Here is a 22,036-nt window from a genome sequence, read left to right as displayed (position 1 = left end):
AAGGTAGTGACGCTTTTCAGTTGAGCGGGTTTCAATCAAAAATATTTTTTTAGAAAGGTCAAATGTATGTACTTCTTAGGAATTGATATCGGCAAGCGAACTCACGTGGCTTCTTTAATGAGTGAAGAAGGTAAAGTGATCCTAAAAGGTTTTTCTTTCCCTAACACTACTGAAGGAGCTGATTCCCTGATTGAGCGGCTTTCAAAATATTCAGAGACTCCCGCTGACTTTATTGTCGGAATGGAAGCTACGGGTCATTATTGGCTCTCCATCTTTTCATACCTCCACGAATCAGACTTTTTGATTCACGTTGTGAATCCTCTTCAAACCGATGGCTGGCGCAAAGGAACAGAAATCAGAAAACGAAAAAATGATATTATTGATTCTGTTTTGATTGCTGACTTGATGCGTTATGGTTCCTTTGTAGAAACAGTATTGTCTGATGAAAATGTTTTTTCGTTAAAACAACTTTCACGTTACCGAACCTATTTAGTAGGTACCGCAAGCGACTTCAAACGAAAAATCATAGCTGTACTAGATCAAGTGTTTCCTGAATATGCATCAATTTTTTCTAAACAAGGTATTTTCGGAAAAGCGTCTAAAGAGTTATTGCTTGAGTTTAGTTCTCCTATAGAGCTAGAAGAAATTTCGGCAGAAACGTTGGCTCAATACTTAGCTGAGTTAAGCAGGAACCGAATAAAGCCAGAGAAAGCAGATCAATTGAAGCAAGCAGCTTCTAACTCCTTTGGAGTGAAATTTGCTCAAGAAGCTTTTACATTTCAATTACGCTCCATGATTGAACAATTGAAATTCATCGAAAGCCAAGTAAAAGAAACTGAAAAAGAAATTAAGCGCATAATGAGTAATTTAGACTCTGTTATTCTCACAATCCCTGGAATCGGCCCTATAAATGGCGCGACAATTCTTGGTGAAATTGGAGACATTCGCAAATTTTCTAATCCGAAAAAACTGGTTGCTTATGCTGGCATAGACGCGTCTGTGTCCCAATCTGGGCAATACGAAGCAACACATAATGTTATGAGCAAGCGTGGATCTCCATACTTACGAAAAGCCTTGTTTTCAGCTGCTCTAGTTGCTTCTCAATGTGATCCTGTTTTTCACGCGTTTTATCAGAAAAAAATTTCTGAGGGAAAGCATCATCTGACGGCCTTAGGTGCTGTTTCTCGTAAGCTTTGTTATGTGATTCATGCTATTTTAACTAAAAATGAACCTTATAAGATTGTTTCCGATTAGCTATTGAACAATCAAAAAAATCTAATAGTGAAAGGTCTATTTGTTGTACTCATTTTTTGGACTTAACTGTTATAAAATATTTTTTTGATTTAGCTAATTTTCACTTGACTCTATATAGTTAGTCTTTCTAAAAAAAAGAACCCTTACTTGCTGATTCGACGGGACAATTCCAGAAACATTTCATTGGAAAAGCGGACAAAGCATCAAGTAAGAATCACTATTTATTATTGACAGTTTTTATCACTCTTGATTTAGAATAATTTACCAGAAATTATACATAGTTTCAATCTTTTTGTTGATATACGAAGATTCTCAAGATAAATAAAAAAAGCAAAATGTATATTTTTTAAATAAATAACATTATTTCTTTATTATTACTAACAATTTGTGCATAAAGATTTAATTCTTTGTGAATTTGTGCAAATCATTTTTTCATTATTTTTTTACGTCTCAGGTAAGGTGCACACCCGATTTCGACCACTTTGTTTTGCGAGATAGAGTGCTTGATCGGCTCTTTCGACGGCTGCCAAGATATCGCCATGACAAACGGTGCTCGCTTCAACGCCGCAAGACAAAGACATCGTCCCTTTTTCAAAATTGGCGACAGGAAACATACTGCTGGAAATAGTTTGACACAGTGTCGTCATCGCAGCTACGGTCTTTTCTTTGACATCCCCTTCGATCACGACACAGAACTCTTCGCCGCCATAACGATAAAAGGAAAAGGTCTCAGCAAAATGCGCCTCTAAAAAAGTAGTCGTCCGTGTGGCAAAGGTTCTCAACAGCTCATTTCCAGCGATATGACCATAACGGTCGTTGACCTTTTTGAAGTGATCGAGATCGATCATGGCGATCGTCACAGTCTTTTTCTGTGAAACGGCTTGAAGCAGATCGTGGTTATAGGTCCCATAGTTGAAGCAGCCGGTCAACGCATCGATCTTACTATTCGCCAACTCTGCCAGTACTTGGTACTCTTCGCCTTCAATCAACCGATGCAGCCACATAAAGCCGCCCAACAGCACAAAAGAACCAACAAGTACTGCCAACATCGCTTCCCAGTCATAGGTCGTCGTATGATGGACCAACATCGAAAAACGCGGTGAGAGCAGACAGGTTAAAAAATACATCAAATAAAATTGCTGTTGCGGACGCAGCGGCTTGATTTTTGATAAGAGAAAATCAAGGACAAAGACGCCGACACCTAAGAGCGGTAAATAAAAGGCTTTGCCAATGTCAGAAAAACCGACAAACAGTAAATAGAAAACGACCATACACGGCGTTATCAAAATCAAGATCTTGCCACGATCACCATAGAAAAAATGACTCGCAATAAAAGCAGTTGTGTATTGATAACAGATAAACCCAACTGAATTCATTGAGAAAGAAAGAATAAAATACAAATGCGTAAACGTCAGAATACCAATAATAAAATACTTAAATGGACGAGAAACCGATATTTTTTGCACACTTCGTACAAAAACATCTGCGGTCACCAGTAAACTGGCAATCATCAGCGGCAAACCAAACGCCAAGAGCACGCCTCGTTCTAACATTCCATCACAATCGCTCTCCTTTAGACCATAAATATCCTTGTTGTAAATGAACCCCCATCTCAAGCAGCTGCACCATCTTATCGCGGGTCTCGATGCCTTCAACGATCAACTCAAGCTGATACTTTTTGGCGACCTTCAACCAACAGGTCAAGAAACTAAACCCGATCTCCTCATCGAGCTGAATAAACGGCAGTAGTGAAAATTTCAAACAATCCACATTTTCAAGATTGGCAAAGACCAATGACAGGGTATTTTGGCCACAGCCGATGTCATCGACAGCGATCACATAGCCATAGGCTTTGATTTTTGCAAGGGCAGTAGACAAATCAAAAGAATCATGCTGACCTTTTACAGGATGCTCTGTTAATTCGATCTGCAACTGCTCTTTGTGGGCAGTCATCCCCTCAAAAAAGGTCCACGTTGACTGCCACAGCAGCTGTTGTGGATGAATATTGACACTAAAGCGGGTTTTCGGCTTTTTTTGGCACAACCGTCGCAGCTCCTTGGCATACCCCCCCATCAACTGCTGGTTGCCGCTTTCAGATTGAATCATTGCGCTGAATTCTTGTTGCGGAAAGCGGTTGTTTTTCTCGATGCGCAGCAAGACCTCATAGCCGTTCACCTCTTGCTGACTTAGCGATTCTACCTGCATGATTGGTTGACATAACAGATAAAAATTGTCTGTGTTTTCCCAAATTGTTTCATTTCCCATCTTCGTTAAGCCCCCATCTAGTAAAGTTATCACTTCGGAAAATTGGTCATATTCGTATCATCGCTCGTTCATAGTCCTTAGAAAAAGAAGCTTCAAAGGAACTGACTTGCCTAAGTATACCAAATAGAGCCGCAGTTCCCCAACTATTTTAGATGATTGGGCAGAATTTTTGTGAACGATTGGACAGAGATTGTAGCTTTCACCCATAGTTCCTCTTTCTTCTGACAGTTGGAATTCTGCGCTTTTCTTGTATCAAAAACGCTGTTTCTGGCTGACTTACACGTTGGTCGATTGGCGTTTTTGACAGCTTCTTCTGCTTATCCTCATAAAAAAGCCAGCTGAACAGGAATTGTTCAGCTGGCTTCCTTTTTCTGTTAATAAATTAAATAGTCAGAGGCACCGGCTTGCTTGATCTCGATCACCAGCTTATGAGGCAGGCAAATGCTCGTCTGCCCATTGCGATAGATCCAGCTGGTTTTGACAGCAATCTGGTCGGGACTATTGTCTTCACGAACTCGGATCGCGCCATCTTTGATCTCGACGATATTGTACTGACCTTCTGCTGGATAGTAGGTTTTTTCCATCGCATCGATTTCTTCTAAGTTAAAACGGTCAACCTCTTCCCCGTTGATCCGCACGATTGCATACCGATCGCCGGTATCACTTTGAGCTTGTGCTTCAAATAGAAAAAACGGTAAAAAAGAGCCGACAACTAACAGAACAAACAGCAGATAATCATAGGGCTTTAAAAGTTTTAAAAATGGCTGGATCGTCTTTTTCATCACATGTACGCCTTTCACGGTTCATTCACTGTTCCTTTTTAGAAGGTAATCGCTCTTCAAAAAAAGCAGTTAGGTCGATGATCTCTTCCTCTGTGAAGGTTTCTTGCTCCCATTGGACAAGGATTTGTTCTTGCAAAGCCAAATCCATTTCCCCAAAATGCTCGATCTTCTTGAAATGCTTTGAGTCAAAGGAACGAAACACGGGGTAGATCATCAAAAATTCTTCAAAGGTAAGATCCCAGTCCTCAGTATAATCTTTAACGACCCCTTCTGACAAGGCTTTTTCCGTCGGATCGCCGTTTTCTTTGATCAAGCCTGCTTCGTAAAAATGGCGATAGATTGCCTCTTTGGTGATCTCTGGATGAAATTTTTTACTGTGACGATAGGCTTCTTCAATCAATGACGGATAGATGATCTCCATTTTTCCCCTGCTTTCTGGACGGCGTCATAAGACGCCGTTAATTCTTTTCGATCGGGTGCTGCGCTTTATATTCTGCTAATGATACATGGTGGCTGCGCTTGAAGGTTCCTGTTGTCCCATCAAACGAAATCGCTGGTGCTTTGACGCCATAGTGGGTCCGGCGCTTATTCTTTTTTGCTTTTGATGTTTTTCTTGCAGGTACTGCCATGTCATTTCCAACTTTCTTTCACTTTCTCATTATGCACGCAGCTGCAATGCATTTTTTCGTTTATTTCGCTTAAATTCATGAATGATCTTTAATGCGCGTTTCCTTGTTTTGATGTTCGGGCTCTTTAAACGTCGATACGCACTAGACAAGTCCGTTTTTTCCATATTGACTCCTTTCTGTTACCAGCTTGCTTTTGTAACGCCGGGAATTTCTCCGAGATGTGCATGCTTACGGAAATTGATCCGTGACATGCCAAATTTATTCATGTAGCCGCGCGGACGACCATCGATCATATCCCGTTTCTTCAAACGAGTCGGATTCGAATCCTTCGGTAGTTTGGCCAATGCTTGGGTATCTCCTTGTGCTTTTAGTTCTTGACGTACTGCTCGGTATTGTTCGATGAGTTGTACTTGTTTGTTGTATTTTGCAATTTTTGATTTTTTTGCCATTCAGTTATTTTCCTTCCTATTTCTTGATTTCACGAAAAATCGCTCTGCGCCGCAACTTTGGTGAATATTTTTTTAATTCTAAACGTTCCGGCGTATTGCGCTGGTTCTTATTGGTCAAATAAAGTCTTTCCCCTGTCTCCACACATGCCAAAATAATATTGTTTCTCATAATAACCAGCTCCTTTCTCTTGCGTCACACCAAAAGAACACTTAAAGTGTAACAATTACGTTTTGTATCATATCACACTAAAACACAGGAAGCAAGCAAAACTATTTCTTCTTTTTGTTATTTAACACGTGAAGAAAACGTCATATGAATTTGTTTTCAACCGTCGCTGTCATTGGCGGCAAGATATCAGGAACCTATAGCTTTTGATCGCGCAAAAAAATCACCTGATCTTTAAGAAATCACTGGTTGGGCTTTTCAAGCTGCCCAAGTCGTGATTCTTTGTCAGGTGATTTCATTCGGTTAATTTACTGATTTGTTCTCATGTGACGCAAGCCATTCACTAATTGCCTGCAAGCGTTCTATCCGCAGGTTCGGCAAGCCATTGCGCGACAAACCATGAGAGGATTGAGGAAACAGCATCAGCTTCGTATAGACGCCTTTACGTTGCAATGCCATGTAAAACTGCTGTCCTTGTTCTTGCGGACATCGCAAATCATTTTCCCCATGGAGGACTAGCGTAGGTGTCTTGACTTGGCTGGCATAGGCCAAAGGCGACATCTTCCAAAGTCCTTCGGTCTCATCAAGTTCCCGCAACAATTGGAATTTGACAAAGGCAGGTCCAATGTCACTCGTCCCATAAAAGCTGATCCAATTTGAGATCGAGCGTTGCGTAACGGCCGCACAAAAACGATCGGTATGGCCAACGATCCAGTTGGTCATAAAGCCACCATAACTGCCGCCAGCCACATGGATGGTGTTCGTATCGATTTCTGGATGGTTTGCCACCACGGCATCCACCCCTAACAGCAAGTCTTGATAATCTTTATTGCCATAATCACCTAAAATCGATTTGACAAATGTTTGACCGTATCCTTGCCCGCCACGAGGGTTCAACAAGATGACCCCATAGCCATTAGCGGCATGGACTTGCATCTCATGGAAAAATGTTTCCCCATAGCAGACCTGCGGACCGCCATGAATGTACAAAATCGCTGGATGATTCTCCTTTGTTTCGGTCGGGGGCAAATACCAGCCTTGAATTTGCCAGCCATCTGCTCCTTCGTACCAAAACGCTTCAGGTTTACTGATCGTTAATTGTGACATAACTGCTTGGTTAGGATCATAGAGATCGGTTACTTCGCCACTTGTTAAGTCAATCAACGCTAAGCGACTAGGGATCGTTGGCGTCGCATAAGCAACAGCAAGTTTGGCTTCTGAATAGATCGCCGCATCGAGGATATCCATTTTTTCATCAAGGAGTTTGGTCCATTCTCCTTGGGTCGTGGCACGGTACAATTGTAGCTTGCCATGTTCTGTTACGGGTACAAGGAATGTGTCATCCGTCAACCAGGTGATCGCTACGCCACGATTTTTTTGTTGAAAATCACTGATGATCGCATTGCCAAAGGCAACATCTAACTCCTTGGAAAGATTTTTGACTGCTTTCGTTTTTAAGTCGATCAAAAACAAATCATCCAAGGTCACAAATCCGTAAGAGAGATCATTGCCTAATAGTAATAGCTGATCATTGCGCGCAGCAGCAAAAGTGTAGGTTCCTTCTGGCAGGATGTTTTCTAAACTTTCTGTCTTTTTCGTCTGGCTATCAAGGAGACAAACCTTCGAGCCATAGTCCCATTCATCTTCTTCCTCTTTGTCAAAGGTGAGGAACAACGTCTTCTGATCATCCGCGATGCCAGAAAAAACAAAGGGAGAATCATGCTCAAAAATCAGTTCCGTTTCTTGTGTCGCGATCGTTTTTTTGACGATCGAATGTTTTTTTTCTTTTAAAAAGCCGACGCCATCCGCCAAATAATTGACTTTCGTAGTAGCTTTTACTTCTGGAAATTCCTTTTGCTTGTCCGTCTTTTCTGTGTCGTCTTGATTCTCTGAGACCGGCTCTTCTTGTGCCAGCTTATAATAGACCGCCGTTGCGTCTTGCTTCCAAAAATAGTCCCCCAGACCCTTCTCAGTGACAAGTGCTTGGGGCTTGCCACCGGACACTGGCATCGTCCATAACGTACTTTCACCTTTCTTTGGATCGGTCGTCACAAAACTGAGCCTTTGCTCATCTGGCGAGACCTTTAGGTTGTTGTGGGTCGTCGCTTCGGTGCCCCACTCACGACGTTCGTTGGTCTTTGGGTCAATACTATAAATCGCTGAATCATACGTATTAGTCTCTTGGTTGACTGCCGTTTCCAAGTAAAAAACCTGATTTTGCCCCACTGCAGGCTGCGCAATCGTTTTCAGTTCAAACAGTGTCTCATTCGTTATTTTTTCCATCCGTTTCCCTCCAAAGATACGTGTTTTCGCAGTAACTATCTACTAGTATATCAAAAGAAACGAATTTTTCTGCTTTTTTCCCGCCTTTTTTTAATAGTGAAATCCTCGCAGATTCGCTACTTCTTCAAAACCAGCCGACGTCCCTGTCTGCCGCAAGATCTCCTGCCCATTTTCTAAAAGGGTCAAGGCAATTTCCGTACTGGCGCTTTCGCGAATGATCCGATTCATTTGCCCAATAGAAGGTGCTAACAACGAATGGCCTTCTTTCGTCAACACTTCGATCGTCAGCAGCCACTGTTTTTGTTTGAGATGGATCACTAAACGGTCTTCCGTACGTTTGACATCATGAATCTTTGCACCATGATAAGTAGCAAAACGATATTCTTGGCTGCCGACTTGCAGAACACAAATCGTTCCCAAAAAAGCAAAACCAGCAAAGGGAATGTCGGCTGCGGAGAAAAAGAACCGAACATCTGGCGCATCAAAGCTATTGCACTGAACCCAAATATAAGCTGCTGGAAAGGAGGTACCCCAGTCTTTTTCCAAATAACCGATCCCGTTCGTAAAATCGATTGGTTCTTCGTTCCAGTACAGTGTACCTTCTAAGGTATGACTCATGCTCAAGACACCGTGGTAGCATTCCATAAATGACAGGTACGAAAAAGGCCCCATGATACTCGGCGCATAACGTGTCCGCTGAATCGGTTTGTGGTCGTTGTATTTTACTGCTCCTTGTACTTGGAGATCGTTATTTTTTAAAGAGACTTGAATGCCTGCTTCACTAAAGATATTGTCACCAATCGTTACTTTTCGCTCCTCTTCTGAAACCTGAAAATCAGTTTCTGGAAAGGAGAAGTAATGCGCGTCCTCATGATTGATCACTTGAATGAACACTTCTTTGGTACCGTCTTCTTGAATCGAAAGACCAGGAATAAAAGCATAGACTTCTTCACCAATTTGGTGCTTATGGTACCAGCCTTCAAAAAAAGCGGTCTGCTTGTCGTGGCCGTGAAAGAACCGATCTGTTGTCAACATCTTGATCTCCCTCCGTTTCTTTTTTAAGTGTAGCATGAAGCAGAAAGATTCCTCAGGATAATGCTTTTGTCCATGTAAAAAAGCCAGAAACAAGCAACACACTTGTTTCTGGCTTTGCTTATTGCTTTTTCATCACTCGACGGGTCCACCAGAGAAAAATAAGAAACCCTACAACGAGCAGTGTCAAAAGTCCGCCGGTCATCCACGATGGATCCCCAATGTGATAAAATGCCATGGCTTTTTGCAGGCAACCAAGCAACACAAATACCCCCAGTAGAAAAACGATCGGATAAAAAGCTTTTTCTTTGCGTGATACAACAAAAACGATCGCCGCTACCAGCAAACTGCCAACCAATACTACATCAAAAGGAAATGCGATCGTCAGGAGCCACCAGTTTGGGGTCAGCAGATTGATCAACAGTGAAAGACCAATCCAGCCACTCACAACGAGCCAAAGGGAGCCGAAACGAATCACCTTGCTTGTGCCCTTCTTTTGATAGATGGTTTTGCTGATGATCGCAAAAATCCCGATGACCGCTACCACAGTTACCAATCCTGTTAAAAGATAATCCAGCAGGTTAAGAACCAGTGGTCCTTGATTTGTAAAATCAGCTATAAACTTGATCCCCCAACTGATACCAACCGCTAAATATGCCAATTTGAGACGCTCTTTGAGATTGCTCTTTGGCGTGTTTGCCAACAGTTCATCTGCCACCCCTTTCGGATCATTACCAAAATAGTGTTGCGCCTCTTCTCCATGAGTTTGTGCTTCTAATAAATCCATTGCAATCGCGTATACCTGCTCTGTGACTTTATGCTCATCGTAAAAAAGGCTGGAAAGTAAGAGGTAGCTTCGAAAATCATCAAAAAATTGGCGATTTTTCTCATTGAATTGTTGCTCGATCAGATTGGTTTGCTCTCGCCAATAGGTCGTCTCTTGTTTATTTGCCATGTTTCCTCACTCCTTAAATAATCCTTCGACTTTCTTCATTAGGTTCGTCCATTGTTCTCTAAATTGTGCCAAATAGTCTATGCCTTTCGGGGTGATCGAGAAATACTTGCGATCAGGTCCTTCAGGTGATTTTTTCATCTCAGAGGTAATAAGTTCTTGTTTTTCCAACTTCTGCAGCAAAGGATAGATCGTGCCGCCAACGATCGTTTCAAAGCCTCTTTGCTTCAGTTCCTGTACCAGTTCATAACCATAAATCTCTTTTTGAGCAATCACTTGCAAAACACACCCTTCCAAAACCCCTTTTAGCAATTGCGTCTCTTTCACGATTTCCCTCCTTTGGTTCCCTTTGTCTAGTTTGTTATACAAACTAGTGTTGTACCTAATATACGTGTTTGTCACTAGTTTGTAAAGCATACTAGTAGAATAAAAAAATCTCCTAAGAAGATTTTTCTTCTAGGAGATTTTTTTATCAGATGAATCAACGCTTCACCCCGCGTTGATAGGAATCATTGTATGCTTGAAAGGACTTATCGTGGAGTTTCGCCGCTGCATCTGCCAACCAGTTGACATTTCTGATCAATGCGCGGCCTTGTAAAACCAAGTCCACTTGATTGGTTTGCAAAAGATATTCGCAAAGATCAGGATTATCCAATAAACCGACTGCTGCTACGGGAATATCGACCACTTGCTTGATAGCTGCAGCAAAGGGCACTTGGTAGCCATCATAGATCGGAATATTAGGCTTTTTATCCACCACACCGCCTGTGGAACAGTCAAGACAATCAATGCCATCTGCTTGAAGCCATTGGGCCACTTGCTGCCAATCTTCCAACGAATTTTGGCGTCCTGGTTCTTCATAGTCTGTCAGTGACAAGCGCATCCACAAGGACCCAGAAAAGACTGCCCGAACTGCTTGTACCGTTTCTTTTACAAAGCGATACCGATTCTCTAAGGAACCACCATACAGGTCGGTTCGTTGATTGACGAGAGGCGAAAGAAATTGATCCATCAAGTAGCCATGAGCCCCATGAAGTTCGATCATCGTGACACCCGCTTTGGCTGCTCGTTGGGCAGCCTGAACAAAACTATCTTGCACCCGTTTGATTTCCGACAGGGTCATTTCTGACGGTAACGGGTAGCGTTCGTTAAAGGCAACGGCACTTGGTGCCAAAGGATTGCTGGCATCAACTGCTTTTCGTCCTGCATGGCTTAGTTGGATGCCTACTTGCGCATCGAACCCATGCAGCAGTTCCACCAATTTCGTCAGCTCTGTTTGCTGTTCTTCATTCCATAGCCCTAGATCATTGTTTGTGATTAGTCCGTCTGGTTCAACGGCAGTCGCTTCAATAATGATCAAGCCGACTTTGCTTAATGCTCGTGCCCCATAGTGAACAAAATGAAAGGGTTCCGCAACACCGTCTTCTTTTTTTACTTCATACATACACATCGGCGACATAACGACGCGGTTGGCCAATGCTAAATTCGCTAGCTTCACTGGTGACAATAATTTGGACATGCTGACACTCCCTCAACGATTTTTCGCTTTGTATTTTTCTCTATATTCAGTATAAACAGCCCCTTCAAAAACACAAGCAATGACCCTTTTTCCCATTTTTAAAACAAAAAAATAGACGCATTCTGCTTGCTCCCATGACATTGGAACAATCAGCTGCCTCTTCCCACTATTATTATACCGCATCCAGAGTCAAAAAAATAGACTAGTATTTTTGGTGGATGCTCGTATAATTGAGATACTTTGGAGAATGGATGTGAGTCTGAATGAACGACCTAAAGGCTGAAAAGAAGCATCTCGCAGACACGTACCAGCAATTGCTGACACGAAAGACAATGCTGAGCAGCTTCTTGACTGAAGGCAGAAAAAAAGATCGCCTTGCGATGCAAAGCATCGGCGAAGAGATTCGCTTAAACTTTGATAATTTTGCTGACCGTTTAGATACTTTTGCTGCCATCGAAAGTAAGAACCGTGAGATCGACCAAATGAACGCCGCTCTTCAATCTGCTGAACGTGAATTAGCTGCCATCGATCGTCTACTGGATAGTCCCTACTTTGGTAAAATCTCCCTACAGTTTGAAGATGAGGAAACAATAGGAGATTTTTACATTGGGATCAATGGTTTTGTTAATGAAAATAAGGAAGGGCTGATCTATGATTGGCGCTCCCCTATTGCCGAATTGTTCTATGCCAAACGCTTGGGCCCGGTCTCTTATCAAGTGAACAATCAGACGATTTCTGCCGTTCTTGAACATCGCCGACAATTTATTATCGAAAAAGATCACTTGAAGCAAGCCTTTGATACCTCAGTCGCGATTCAAGATGAAGTGTTACTGACAGCCCTTGAAGCCAATAATAGCCAAAAAATGCAAGATATCACTGCTTCGATCCAACACGAACAAAACGTCATCATCCGTGACTTAGCGCATAAAAACCTACTGGTCAACGGTGTTGCTGGAAGCGGAAAAACGTCTGCTGTCATGCAACGGATCGCCTTTTTGCTGTACCATTTTCGTGATGAGATGACCGCAGACAATGTCTTGATCCTCTCTCCGAACTCTCGGTTTATTGATTATATTTCGCAAGTGCTGCCTTCCCTCGGTGAAAAAAATCCATTGACGCTGACCATGCGGCAGTTTTGCCAAGCATTTCCTAGCGTTGACTTAGAATCGGAAGAGGCGTATTTTGACCGCATCCAGCAAACACCCAATGAAGCAATCGACCTTTTGCGCAGTGCGGACTTCAGTCGCTTTCTTCAATCCTTGAGCAAACAGCTGCCAGAAGAACTTGTGCTTCAGTTTAAACCAATCAAAAGAAAAAACGTCGTCCTTTTTTCTGAAGAAACGATCGACACTTTCTTCCAAGAGACACCGAAACAGGCATCCTTGCGCGATCGCATCCAAGCAGTCAAAAAGAAATTGGCTTACGCTTGGGAGGAACGACTGCAAAAAAATGCCTTAGCAGCAAATGTTCACGACCAAGTTCGTTCTTTGACTGAAGCCGAACAGCGCTCCCTATTAGGGAGAGTTTTAAAGGATGATTCAGAAAAAACAATTCAGAAAGCAGCCATTCGCCTCCTGAAGAAAAAATACGCAACGGTTTCCAAACAAATAAAAAACCTTACTTGGTTTGATACAAAACGATTGTTAGCAGACAGTGCCGACTATTTTACTCACGGACAGATCACTTTGACGCAAACAACAGATAGTTTGGATTATACCGTTTGTCTATTGCTGATTCGTCATTTGCTCGCCGAAAAACAACCTGTCCCTGCGTTACGCTATCTATTTATCGATGAAGTCCAAGATTATACGCCAGCACAAATTCAGTTTCTATTATGTCTTTTTCCTATGACCGCTTTTACCCTCGTGGGGGATCAGCAACAGGCGATCTTTACAAGTGCCATCACCGTATCAGAAATCCAAACGTTGTTTCAACAACAGGCGAAATCCCTCGAAACGTATCAGCTGACTACGAGTTATCGGTCTAGCGGTGCAATCACGCGGTTATTTGCCCAAATGCTACCAAAAGAAACCAATTTAAACATCTCTGCCGTTCGACCAGAAGGAAAGTTGCCACAGTTTTATGCCAATCTGCCTGACGTTGCGTTAGTAGACATAGTAAAGGAACTTAAGCAGCCAGTAACGATCATCACCAAAGATAGTCGATCCAGTGAGGAGCTCAAACAGTTCTTCGATAAACAGGCCGTGTCATTTCATGGAACGGTTTTACCGATTCATCTTGCCAAAGGATTGGAATTTAAGCAGGTCCTCTTATATGATGTCTCAGAAGAAAATTATCATACCGATCAAGACCGGCGGATTCTCTACACGGCGATTTCTCGTGCAATGGAAGAACTGGTGGTAACTTCAAAAGGAACCTTTTCGCCATTTCTCCCTCCTTGCTAGTAGAACGAAAAACCTCCTACTTTCTATAGAATCTTGATAAGATTTGAAAGAATCCTGTCTTGTCTCTCTGAGTAGTTCTCTTATCTGACTGATTTAGAAAGCTATCGATCAAATAAAAAAGCATCAACGCGATTGCGTTGATGCTTTGCTTTTGAATTGATTAGCGATGGATGTAAGTATATCCAGATGCGCTCATTGTTGCAGTGTTTGGTCCACCAGGACTGTCAAAGCCCATTCCGCCCTGAGAGATTGTGATGGTATTGTTTGATGGGTTGTATGATTCAACATAAGCAACGTGTCCATAAACTGGATCAGCAGTCCATTCGCCACCAACTGATTGACCAGCGGCAAAGACTACAACGGCACCGGCTGCTGGTGTACCATTGACAGTGTATCCATCAGCTGTAGCTGACGCACCCCATTGTGCACCATTACCCCAGTAAGTACCTACCCAAGGAGCGCGGTTTTTCACGTACCAAGTACATTGACCCCAAGCATACATGTTACCTGAGCTTGAATGATCTTTTCCGCCGCCAGTAGAAATACTTCCGGTAGAATTATTGTTTGATGCAGAATTTGAACCTGAGTTACTTGAGCTTGAATTGCTTGAACCAGTGTTTGAAGAGCCTGCGTTCGATGAACTTGAGCTGTTAGAACTGCTGGTATTGCTTGAACTTGTGTTGCTTGAAGAACTACTTGTTGCTGTTTCAGTAGAAGCTGTTGTATTCTCTGTCGTGCTTTCAGTTGATTGAGCAGCAGCTTCTTGTTGTGCTTCTTTCAAAGCAGCAGCTTGTCTTTCTTCTTCTGCTTTTTGAGCAGCAGCAGCTTCTTGTTGTTCTTTCAAGATACGTGCTTTTTCAGCTTCTGCTTCTTGTTTTTTCTTATTCAATGCATCTTTGTCTTTTTCAGCAGTCGCTTGTTCTGCTGCTAAGTTTGCTTTCAAGACATTTAAGTCAGCTTGTTTTGCTGCAATGGCATCTCTTTGTTGGCTAAGTTCTGCTTGGTTCGCAGCAACTTCTTGGATTTTGCTTTCGTTTTCTTTGACTTTGTCTTCAACATCTTGTTTGTCTTGTTTTTGTTGTTCAACTAAATCATTGTTTGCATTGACGATCGTTGTCATCGCTTGTACGCGACCGATAACATCCGTTAAAGAATCTGCTTCTAAAACAGCATCAATGAAATTGGTGCTTTGACCGTTAACTTGTACATCACGGGCTTGCTTTTGGATTGCTTCTTCACGTTTGGCAATACGCAATTTCAATGTTGCGATTTTGTCTTGCAATTTCTCAGCTTCTTGACCTAACTCAACTTGTTTCGCTTCTAATGAAGCAACTTTTTCACTCACTGTTTCAATTTCTGCTTCTAGAGAATCGATCTGTGATTGGGCGTCAGCTTGCTGACCTTTAAGAGAATTGATTTTTTGGTCTTGCTGCTCGATTTGATCATCAATGGAATCTGCAAATGCTAATGCAGGTGCTGCAACTGCTGTTAATGTTAGTGAACACACCATTAATGCTGATAACAAACTATTCTTCACTCGTTTTTCCTCCGACTAGCTGGTTGATTTGACAGATGAACTGCCTTTATAAAAACTTAATTTTGTCTAAGAAAGTTTAATGTTCGATTTAACGACAAATGAATTCTACCATAATGATATGACACACAGATAAAGGAAATGTTACAAAAATATTTCAATCTAACACTCCCTTTATCTCAACGATAAATAACATGACAATTAAAGACCGTTAAATCAACGTTTCTGAATAAATTACCGCATTTTCTTTTCATTTTCATCATCTAAAATAAATTCAATTCATGTTATCTTTATCGAAATTAAGGCTAATTATTCAAGGTTTATAACTTGATCACACTTATTTTAATAAGAAAAACTATGAAAACAAGAAATCATTCAAAAAAAGACCATTTATGTGACAAGATCCCTATTCCTTTCTATAATAAATAAAACAAGCGAGGAGGGAATCGCGATTCGTACACACAAAAAATGGTTTTGGCCATTGGCACTACTTACACTTTTTGTCACCTGTTTCCTGTTATTCTTTCAATTTCGTAAGGTGCATGAAGCCGATACTCCATTGCAACAGGCAAGCAACAGTGAGTTTTGGCTCTTAAGTGATATTCATTTTCTTTCCTCCACGCTTCATGATAACGGCGCAGCCTTTCAGACCTTCACAAAGGGAGCTGCTGGCAAAGAGATGACGTATGAAGAACAATCGATCGAGGCCTTCACCGCTCAAGCCTTAAAAGAGAAACCCACGGGAATTATTTTGACCGGTGATATGACGCTCAATGGCGAGAAAGCAAGTGCTCAAGAGTTGGCAAGATTGCTTGAACCATTGCAAGAAGCTGACATTATGGTTTTAGCATTACCTGGCAACCACGAGATTTACAATGGTTGGGCGCGAGCATTTAAAGGTGAAAAGGAATACTACGCAGATCAAATCAGTCCTGAGGATTTTCAAACGATTTTTGCTGAAGGTTACGAAAAAGCCAACAGTATCGACAAGTCTTCCCTTAGCTACAGCATTCAGTTAAACGACAAGTATCGTCTCTTTTTGCTCGATTCATGTATCTACGATTCTGAGGTTAATTGGGATGATCCTACTACGAATGGTGAGTTGAAACCGGCTACTCTAACTTGGTTGGAGGAGCAATTAACCCTGACGAAAGAAGCGGAGCAAGTACCACTGGTCTTTTTGCACCATAACTTGTTTGGTCATAATGAACTCTTACAAGACGGTTATGTTCTCGACAACGCCTCTGAGACTGTCGCTTTGTTGGAACGCTTCAACGTGCCAGCCGTTTTCTCTGGTCATATCCACATTCAAGACATTAACGAAGGGAATGATTCGCTTTATGAAGCAGTCACTGGGTCTTATTCAACGGCAGAATTAGGCTACGGCGTCCTTTCTCTTTCTGACAAGGAAATCAACTACGAAGCACGCCAGATTGATCTCGATGCTTGGGCGGCTGAAACGAAGCAAACTGATGAACAGTTGCTGAACTATCAAAACTACCAGAAAAGTATTTTTGAAAAAGACACCGACCAACTGGTCCGTGACCAATTGTCCGCCGTGTCTGAACTGTCAGATGCCCAGATGACAAAACTTTGTACGTTTGTCACGAGGCTGAACACTGCCCTTTTTACTGGCAATGATACTTACTCAGCCGAAGAAAAAGCTGCTATCAAAGACTCCGAGGAGTATCAGTGGTTAGCGACCTATTCTTACTTTTTGAAGCAATATGTCGATTCAATGCTGGACGATCAAACCGATGATCGCAAGCTGACGATCCCCCTCACAGCAGAATAAAGCCAAAAAGTGTCTTCTTCCTTTCTTTTAGGAAAAAGACACTTTTTTCTTTTCTAATGAACGATAGCCCTCTCGTTTGGGTAAACGAGAAGGCTATCTGACGAGTCAATATTTATTCTTTGAAAGTGCAGCATACTATTACTACTATTATTTATTTCTCATTTAAACGATACAATCCCTAACCTCTATTGTATCCTTGTAACTCTGAAGTTACGCCAGGTTTGAATAAATTTCTTCAAAACAAGTAACGTGTGGTACAAAAATATTTGTCGCTTATCAATAACTATACCACGCAACAAGGCGCCGACAGAAGTAAACTGGCTTATTCTTAATCATTACTTAAACAAAAGGTATTGTTTTCAAACAGTGTTGCTCCTTTAAGAATTCTACGTGAAGCGATCAACCTTCCTGTCATGCATATCTGCTAACCATTCTTATAAGGGAATTCCTTTTATTCAATAGGCAAGTCGTGCTGTTTTAAGAAAGATAATTTATCCCAGTAGCCTCTTTGAAATAAAATTTTATCATTTACTATTTGAAAAAAACCGCAACCTCTCAAACCTAAGGGGTCACGCCACTCTAAAATTGCCCATTGTCCATCTTCGAAAATGTTCTCAACGATACAAACCATGTTTGCGTTAGAAAAATCTTGCTCAAACATCTGCTTGATCGCTTCTTTCCCAACAACTGGCTCATTGGCAACCTGATGGTTTATTGCATTCTCATCATATAATTCTGAAATAATTTCAACATCTGCCTGATTAAACGCATCAACCCATTGGCAAAGTATTTCTTTTGGCTTCATATGAATCCCCCTCGAAATGTGATCATCTTTGTTCCCATCTCCAATAAAAAAAGTAGCTAATTTGTATCAATATATTCTACTTTTACAATTCATTCAAGACAATATCGAGGAAACGAATAAGAATTATCGATCTTTCACATCGATTACTCTTGTATAAGTACATGGTACCTGAATCGTGGCATGTTCCGCTTTACCTGTTTCTTTATTCCATTCACATGAGTCATGCCATTTGAATCACTAGTAACCATTGCTTTTAATGGTAGCAACGCCACTAAACCTATTCAACCACTTTATTAATTTATTGAATACGGTATACAGCCCCTCTTTCTGTTTTCCTCTTTTTATACGCTTATTATCGAATGAGAAATCATGGGTAAGTAAACCGCGACGCTTAGGGCTAGTTGAATAGTGAAATCAAAGATGTACTATTTACCATGTTAGGTCCTCAAAGCCTGCAACTATTCTCTTATAGCAGATCATCAACACCCGATCCATTTCAATATTTATATAAAATAAAACAAAAAAAGCGAGAACCCAATGGATTCTCGCTTGTTAACGTCAATTAACCTTTAACGATGTTTGTTGCTTGTAAGCCACGTTGGCCTTCTTCAACGTCGAAAGTCACTGCTTGACCTTCTTCTAAAGTTTTGAAGCCTTCGCCTTGGATAGCTGAGAAGTGAGCAAATACATCATTGCCGTCTTCACCTGTAATAAATCCAAAACCTTTATCTGCATTAAACCATTTTACTGTACCGTTATTCATAAACGTATACCTCCATATTACACATCGACTGTGTTTATTTGTTTGTAATAGAAAATGATGTGTAATTGAAGTGTGTATCAATAGAAAAGATAAACAAGTATTAACATATCAGAACTTTACCCATTCATCATAGCATGGTTAAAATAAAATAGCAAATAAAGTTGGCTTTTTTTCTTAATAAAAAGGTAAATTGTTAAGAAACCTTATGATTCAGTTGCCGTTTTCTCTTGCCTCCAAGGCTTTACAATCCATTATTGGATTATCCTACTCGATACTTTTCACCGCCTGAACTGATTTCAGGGATCGACATACCAAAACCGCCAGCAGCATTTCGGTTGAAACCCAGTAAAACGAAAAAGCGGTAGAACAGCTTCCAGCGCTGAGGATTGCTGATTTTTACGGTACTGATCCCGCCACGGTGATTACAAAACATGATAGTAATACCAGCTTTTTGGAATTGATACAGCACATATTCTAAATCACGGCGCACTTTGTCCGTCTGAACAAGGATCTCGCGGATACCATGCTCTAAAAGTAGATTTGCGGAAGGAAAATCTTGCGGAACAACGCACCAGCGATTATCAAACTTGCCTGATTTTCGTTTGATCTTCGTTAAACGATTGCCATCCAATAAAAATACTGGATTGGCATCATCTGCTATGCGGGTTTTATCAAAAGCATATGCGCCATCGACAACTGACTGAACAAGGTTTCTCATCGGAACGATGGAGGAACTGCCGCCATTGACCCCATTAAACAGCAATACAGGGCAATAACCCGATAATGCGGCTGTCAGCCCTGCCTCGACACTTTTTTCTCCCGGCAGATCAACGATCACTGCTCGTCGTCTGCGGTACTTGGCCCAAGGCGCTTTTTTTAGTTGAGAAAAAGCGCCCGGCAGTTCATCAGTGATCCCCATAAATACCACCGGTTTTGTCCAACGTGTCCATAGCAATCGCTCAGCCGTCCATCTTTGGTAGAGATATTGGGCGGCGTCATGATTTTTTCTCACATTTCCCCCTCCTTTTTCCGATGAATCAGTACTGGAAGATCTTGCGCTTTTTCATCGATTCGAGCATAGGAACTGATACGACCATAGATCCCAGCGAACTTGCCATCAATTACAAAAACGCCTAAACACAAATGAAACGCTCGCCCGTCTTCTGTTAAAATCGGTTGACTGTCAAACCGCTTTTGAACGATCCATTCCTTTTTAAAACGCAATGCATCACGACGGATTTTTTTAAACTCATTTTCCGACGTACGTTCACGAAGTGTAATCGACTCCCCAACTCGACCAAAAACTGGCTTATACAAATAGTCGCTATCTTCATAATCAAGAGCCTCCACAGATTTTGTCTCCGGCAAAAGCTTGTTCCATAAGGTTGGCTGCCCCAAATGTTGAAAAAGCAGCGGCAAGCGTTTGGACTGGGTCAAAATCGCAAAAGGATGATTGCATGATACCGTACTCGTTTGATAAAAACCTTGCCACTGCGTACGAAATGGCAGGCACAGCATCCATTCTAAAGGAAAGAAACGGACGATTCCTTGAATGTTTGTCTGATTATCCTTTTCATAGGCAACTCCCTCACGAAAGCTTAACCGATCGGGTGCCAAGTAGACAGCTTGGTATCCGTTATGCTGGAAATGATCCCCCATAAATTGCATTACTTGCCGATCATCCGCGTAAGAAGTCGCATGCACAAAAGCGATTCTTGCCCCTAATGATATCCTTTTTTTAAACGCCAGCAACAGATGCTCTGACACTTTTTGGCTTTCCTGTACATCTGTTAAATATCTCTTAGCGAGCTCTGGCAAAATCGAACTTTCCGCAAAACCGCCGGGGACATCACTGTTTACTTCTGAAATTTGCCATCCTTCAGTTGTGGGATGAAAGTCAAACCACATCAAGCGGATGTGCCGTGATGAATCATAGTTCCGATGTTTTTTGAGCTGGTTTCTGATTCTTCTTGGCAGCTTCAGTGCGTTGATCAATGAACGGTCTGCCAACAGCTGCGCTTCGATTGCTGTTGTTTCAGCGGCCAGTTCTTCTGACAAGGACGCCAGTTCTTGCTCCGTCTCTTCATTCAAAACTACGGCATATTCACTGACCGTATTGCTGTCATAGACTTGCGGATCCCATTTATACCCTTGAAAAATCACCTGTTGCCGATAAGAGGTATACTGTTTATCTGGTATTTTTATTAGCTTGATTTGTTTTTTCGTCGATAGCATAAAATCAACTCCTAAAAAATGGATGGAAGCAGCGATATGACAGCCACACTGTACAGCAGATAGAGAGCGCCGACGAGCTTGGCGATCAAGGCAAATCTTTTCACGTTGTTTTTCGCATGTGCTTTTTGAAAACAGAAATATTCAAAACACACGGCTGTAAAAAACAATGGTAAAACTGGCCAAGCAGTTGAAAAGTCGGTCACGGTAGCGACTGCTGAGACCCAATCCCCTCCAGATGCTCGTGCAAAAATCAGTCCAGAAGCTGCCAAATAACTGCCGAGATGTATGCCGCTAGGCCAAGTACGTTCTCTGACAATTTTCGTGATGACTTGCGTACTTGTGTCAAAAAGATGAAGCAGTAACAGCCATAGCACCGTCCCAATTCCACTAGCAAGAACGATCGTCCACCATCCCGGTCCATCACCAATATTACCGTCAGCAAAAATTACGCCGATACCTACAAGAGCACCGGCAAGCACTGCAACTGCGCCTTTATTTTCGCCTAGTAATGCATCATCTCTGTAGGAGAACTCGACTGCCAGCAAAACACCGTTTAAGCCTAAAGCCAGCCAAGTAATTCCCATGAAAATATAAAAATAAATATAAATTCCTTTAACATCCCAAGATGCAGCATTCAGTAAAATCAAGAGATGCAGTAGCGTCACTAGCAAAGGCAGGCTTGACAAGTAAAGGAATCGGCCATAATGTTTAAAAAAACGAGCGTTGCGATAAATGCTCAAATACCAGCTTCGAAGAAACCGTATGCTGATAAAAATACACAAGAGAAATAGGATCAATTCTGGTACGGAGTAAGACAGGTGGTGATAGAAAAAGCCTAAGATCATCAGTACTGCAAACAAAAAGATTTGTAAGTAAAACGAAACCACCCCCTCCTTCTTGTCAAATTATTCTGCAAATGAATCATTATTCTTCATTTTACCGAAGAAAATAATCAAAGGGTAGGGAACATACCGCTCTTCTTGCATTTTCCAGCTTATTTCAGAGAATGAAACAGTGATTAGCGAACTGTTCTCATTTGAAGGTAAGAAGCCAGATAGTTTCATTCACTATTACAAGCAGATAAAAGAAAAGACATTATACCTAAGTTCAAGCAGTTGACTGATCGAAAGCGCATGTAGCACAAAAAAACTCACGCACAGCCGATAGC

At 41.7% G+C, this 22,036-nt stretch carries 22 protein-coding genes; 3 read left to right on the top strand and 19 right to left on the bottom strand.

Annotated features, from left to right (window positions below):
* Positions 1-66 precede the first annotated feature (66 nt).
* Positions 67-1,254: an IS110 family transposase gene (locus IGJ25_RS05490; RefSeq protein ID WP_438779139.1), complete on the top strand. Its 1,188-nt coding sequence runs from the start codon at positions 67-69 to the stop codon at positions 1,252-1,254.
* Positions 1,255-1,697: 443 nt separating this feature from the next.
* Here the strand turns inward: IGJ25_RS05490 and IGJ25_RS05485 are convergent, their stop codons facing one another.
* From IGJ25_RS05485 to IGJ25_RS05425, 13 genes are all read right to left on the bottom strand, one after another.
* Positions 1,698-2,807, bottom strand: coding sequence for a GGDEF domain-containing protein (locus IGJ25_RS05485; protein WP_015509170.1), 1,110 nt, complete (start codon positions 2,805-2,807; stop codon positions 1,698-1,700).
* A gap of 4 nt (positions 2,808-2,811) precedes the next feature.
* Positions 2,812-3,519, bottom strand: a complete 708-nt coding sequence (locus IGJ25_RS05480) for an EAL domain-containing protein (protein WP_225001325.1) — start codon at positions 3,517-3,519, stop codon at positions 2,812-2,814.
* 374 nt (positions 3,520-3,893) lie between these two features.
* The gene (locus IGJ25_RS05475; protein WP_225001326.1) at positions 3,894-4,301 is read right to left on the bottom strand and encodes a NusG domain II-containing protein; all 408 of its coding nucleotides are present in this window, start codon (positions 4,299-4,301) and stop codon (positions 3,894-3,896) included.
* A gap of 25 nt (positions 4,302-4,326) precedes the next feature.
* Positions 4,327-4,722: a hypothetical protein gene (locus IGJ25_RS05470; protein WP_225001327.1), complete on the bottom strand. Its 396-nt coding sequence runs from the start codon at positions 4,720-4,722 to the stop codon at positions 4,327-4,329.
* 37 nt (positions 4,723-4,759) lie between these two features.
* Positions 4,760-4,930 carry a 50S ribosomal protein L32 gene (gene rpmF / locus IGJ25_RS05465; RefSeq protein WP_005225341.1) on the bottom strand — a complete coding sequence of 57 codons (171 nt, stop codon included), beginning with the start codon at positions 4,928-4,930 and terminating at the stop codon, positions 4,760-4,762.
* A 29-nt stretch (positions 4,931-4,959) separates the two neighbouring features.
* Positions 4,960-5,094: a putative metal homeostasis protein gene (locus IGJ25_RS05460; RefSeq protein ID WP_005237325.1), complete on the bottom strand. Its 135-nt coding sequence runs from the start codon at positions 5,092-5,094 to the stop codon at positions 4,960-4,962.
* 15 nt (positions 5,095-5,109) lie between these two features.
* On the bottom strand, positions 5,110-5,379 hold the full coding sequence (rpsN, locus tag IGJ25_RS05455) for a 30S ribosomal protein S14 (RefSeq protein WP_005225340.1): 270 nt from the start codon (positions 5,377-5,379) through the stop codon (positions 5,110-5,112).
* Positions 5,380-5,395: 16 nt separating this feature from the next.
* Positions 5,396-5,548, bottom strand: a complete 153-nt coding sequence (gene rpmG / locus IGJ25_RS05450; protein ID WP_005225339.1) for a 50S ribosomal protein L33 — start codon at positions 5,546-5,548, stop codon at positions 5,396-5,398.
* 300 nt (positions 5,549-5,848) lie between these two features.
* Positions 5,849-7,828, bottom strand: coding sequence for a prolyl oligopeptidase family serine peptidase (locus tag IGJ25_RS05445; protein WP_438779138.1), 1,980 nt, complete (start codon positions 7,826-7,828; stop codon positions 5,849-5,851).
* 90 nt (positions 7,829-7,918) lie between these two features.
* Positions 7,919-8,863, bottom strand: coding sequence for a tocopherol cyclase family protein (locus IGJ25_RS05440; protein ID WP_225001328.1), 945 nt, complete (start codon positions 8,861-8,863; stop codon positions 7,919-7,921).
* A 118-nt stretch (positions 8,864-8,981) separates the two neighbouring features.
* Positions 8,982-9,815 carry a hypothetical protein gene (locus IGJ25_RS05435; protein WP_159161268.1) on the bottom strand — a complete coding sequence of 278 codons (834 nt, stop codon included), beginning with the start codon at positions 9,813-9,815 and terminating at the stop codon, positions 8,982-8,984.
* A gap of 6 nt (positions 9,816-9,821) precedes the next feature.
* On the bottom strand, positions 9,822-10,139 hold the full coding sequence (locus IGJ25_RS05430) for a PadR family transcriptional regulator (RefSeq protein WP_008377296.1): 318 nt from the start codon (positions 10,137-10,139) through the stop codon (positions 9,822-9,824).
* A 154-nt stretch (positions 10,140-10,293) separates the two neighbouring features.
* Positions 10,294-11,331 carry an NADH:flavin oxidoreductase/NADH oxidase gene (locus IGJ25_RS05425; protein ID WP_438779137.1) on the bottom strand — a complete coding sequence of 346 codons (1,038 nt, stop codon included), beginning with the start codon at positions 11,329-11,331 and terminating at the stop codon, positions 10,294-10,296.
* A gap of 263 nt (positions 11,332-11,594) precedes the next feature.
* Here IGJ25_RS05425 and IGJ25_RS05420 point away from each other — a divergent pair, with 263 nt between their 5' ends.
* Positions 11,595-13,736 (top strand): HelD family protein, encoded by a 2,142-nt coding sequence (locus IGJ25_RS05420; RefSeq protein ID WP_225001329.1) that lies wholly within the window; start codon positions 11,595-11,597, stop codon positions 13,734-13,736.
* A 160-nt stretch (positions 13,737-13,896) separates the two neighbouring features.
* On the opposite strand, the gene IGJ25_RS05415 is transcribed toward IGJ25_RS05420, so the two are convergent.
* Complete coding sequence (locus IGJ25_RS05415; protein WP_225001330.1) at positions 13,897-15,273, bottom strand: CHAP domain-containing protein; 1,377 nt, start codon at positions 15,271-15,273, stop codon at positions 13,897-13,899.
* A gap of 391 nt (positions 15,274-15,664) precedes the next feature.
* Here IGJ25_RS05415 and IGJ25_RS05410 point away from each other — a divergent pair, with 391 nt between their 5' ends.
* Entirely contained in the window at positions 15,665-17,065 is a 1,401-nt protein-coding gene (locus IGJ25_RS05410; protein ID WP_225001331.1) for a metallophosphoesterase, read from the top strand.
* A gap of 451 nt (positions 17,066-17,516) precedes the next feature.
* Here the strand turns inward: IGJ25_RS05410 and IGJ25_RS05405 are convergent, their stop codons facing one another.
* The 5 genes from IGJ25_RS05405 to IGJ25_RS05385 all read right to left on the bottom strand — a co-directional run bounded on the left by IGJ25_RS05405 (position 17,517) and on the right by IGJ25_RS05385 (position 21,755).
* On the bottom strand, positions 17,517-17,870 hold the full coding sequence (locus IGJ25_RS05405) for a nuclear transport factor 2 family protein (RefSeq protein ID WP_225001332.1): 354 nt from the start codon (positions 17,868-17,870) through the stop codon (positions 17,517-17,519).
* Positions 17,871-18,432: 562 nt separating this feature from the next.
* On the bottom strand, positions 18,433-18,633 hold the full coding sequence (locus IGJ25_RS05400; protein ID WP_015509157.1) for a cold-shock protein: 201 nt from the start codon (positions 18,631-18,633) through the stop codon (positions 18,433-18,435).
* A gap of 259 nt (positions 18,634-18,892) precedes the next feature.
* Positions 18,893-19,645, bottom strand: coding sequence for a hypothetical protein (locus tag IGJ25_RS05395; RefSeq protein WP_225001333.1), 753 nt, complete (start codon positions 19,643-19,645; stop codon positions 18,893-18,895).
* Positions 19,642-20,868 carry a glutathionylspermidine synthase family protein gene (locus IGJ25_RS05390; protein ID WP_438779136.1) on the bottom strand — a complete coding sequence of 409 codons (1,227 nt, stop codon included), beginning with the start codon at positions 20,866-20,868 and terminating at the stop codon, positions 19,642-19,644. The genes IGJ25_RS05395 and IGJ25_RS05390 overlap by 4 nt, the downstream gene beginning before the upstream one ends.
* 11 nt (positions 20,869-20,879) lie before the next feature.
* The gene (locus tag IGJ25_RS05385; RefSeq protein WP_225001335.1) at positions 20,880-21,755 is read right to left on the bottom strand and encodes a hypothetical protein; all 876 of its coding nucleotides are present in this window, start codon (positions 21,753-21,755) and stop codon (positions 20,880-20,882) included.
* Between the last annotated feature and the right edge of the window lie 281 nt (positions 21,756-22,036).

Source organism: Enterococcus sp. DIV0240d (assembly GCF_051711245.1).
Taxonomy (GTDB): domain Bacteria; phylum Bacillota; class Bacilli; order Lactobacillales; family Enterococcaceae; genus Enterococcus_D; species Enterococcus_D casseliflavus.
The sequence above is the reverse complement of the archived record's forward strand: the minus strand, read 5'-3'. Positions and strand labels throughout refer to the sequence as shown.

What these genes read in the sequence shown, in the direction of transcription:
- IGJ25_RS05490 (WP_438779139.1), top strand. Translation starts at nt 67, where the DNA reads ATGTACTTCTTAGGAATTGATATCGGCAAGCGAACTCACGTGGCTTCT.
- IGJ25_RS05485 (WP_015509170.1), bottom strand. Translation starts at nt 2,807, where the DNA reads ATGTTAGAACGAGGCGTGCTCTTGGCGTTTGGTTTGCCGCTGATGATT.
- IGJ25_RS05480 (WP_225001325.1), bottom strand. Translation starts at nt 3,519, where the DNA reads ATGGGAAATGAAACAATTTGGGAAAACACAGACAATTTTTATCTGTTA.
- IGJ25_RS05475 (WP_225001326.1), bottom strand. Translation starts at nt 4,301, where the DNA reads ATGAAAAAGACGATCCAGCCATTTTTAAAACTTTTAAAGCCCTATGAT.
- IGJ25_RS05470 (WP_225001327.1), bottom strand. Translation starts at nt 4,722, where the DNA reads ATGGAGATCATCTATCCGTCATTGATTGAAGAAGCCTATCGTCACAGT.
- rpmF (WP_005225341.1), bottom strand. Translation starts at nt 4,930, where the DNA reads ATGGCAGTACCTGCAAGAAAAACATCAAAAGCAAAAAAGAATAAGCGC.
- IGJ25_RS05460 (WP_005237325.1), bottom strand. Translation starts at nt 5,094, where the DNA reads ATGGAAAAAACGGACTTGTCTAGTGCGTATCGACGTTTAAAGAGCCCG.
- rpsN (WP_005225340.1), bottom strand. Translation starts at nt 5,379, where the DNA reads ATGGCAAAAAAATCAAAAATTGCAAAATACAACAAACAAGTACAACTC.
- rpmG (WP_005225339.1), bottom strand. Translation starts at nt 5,548, where the DNA reads ATGAGAAACAATATTATTTTGGCATGTGTGGAGACAGGGGAAAGACTT.
- IGJ25_RS05445 (WP_438779138.1), bottom strand. Translation starts at nt 7,828, where the DNA reads ATGGAAAAAATAACGAATGAGACACTGTTTGAACTGAAAACGATTGCG.
- IGJ25_RS05440 (WP_225001328.1), bottom strand. Translation starts at nt 8,863, where the DNA reads ATGTTGACAACAGATCGGTTCTTTCACGGCCACGACAAGCAGACCGCT.
- IGJ25_RS05435 (WP_159161268.1), bottom strand. Translation starts at nt 9,815, where the DNA reads ATGGCAAATAAACAAGAGACGACCTATTGGCGAGAGCAAACCAATCTG.
- IGJ25_RS05425 (WP_438779137.1), bottom strand. Translation starts at nt 11,331, where the DNA reads ATGTCCAAATTATTGTCACCAGTGAAGCTAGCGAATTTAGCATTGGCC.
- IGJ25_RS05420 (WP_225001329.1), top strand. Translation starts at nt 11,595, where the DNA reads ATGAACGACCTAAAGGCTGAAAAGAAGCATCTCGCAGACACGTACCAG.
- IGJ25_RS05405 (WP_225001332.1), bottom strand. Translation starts at nt 17,870, where the DNA reads ATGAAGCCAAAAGAAATACTTTGCCAATGGGTTGATGCGTTTAATCAG.
- IGJ25_RS05400 (WP_015509157.1), bottom strand. Translation starts at nt 18,633, where the DNA reads ATGAATAACGGTACAGTAAAATGGTTTAATGCAGATAAAGGTTTTGGA.
- IGJ25_RS05390 (WP_438779136.1), bottom strand. Translation starts at nt 20,868, where the DNA reads ATGCTATCGACGAAAAAACAAATCAAGCTAATAAAAATACCAGATAAA.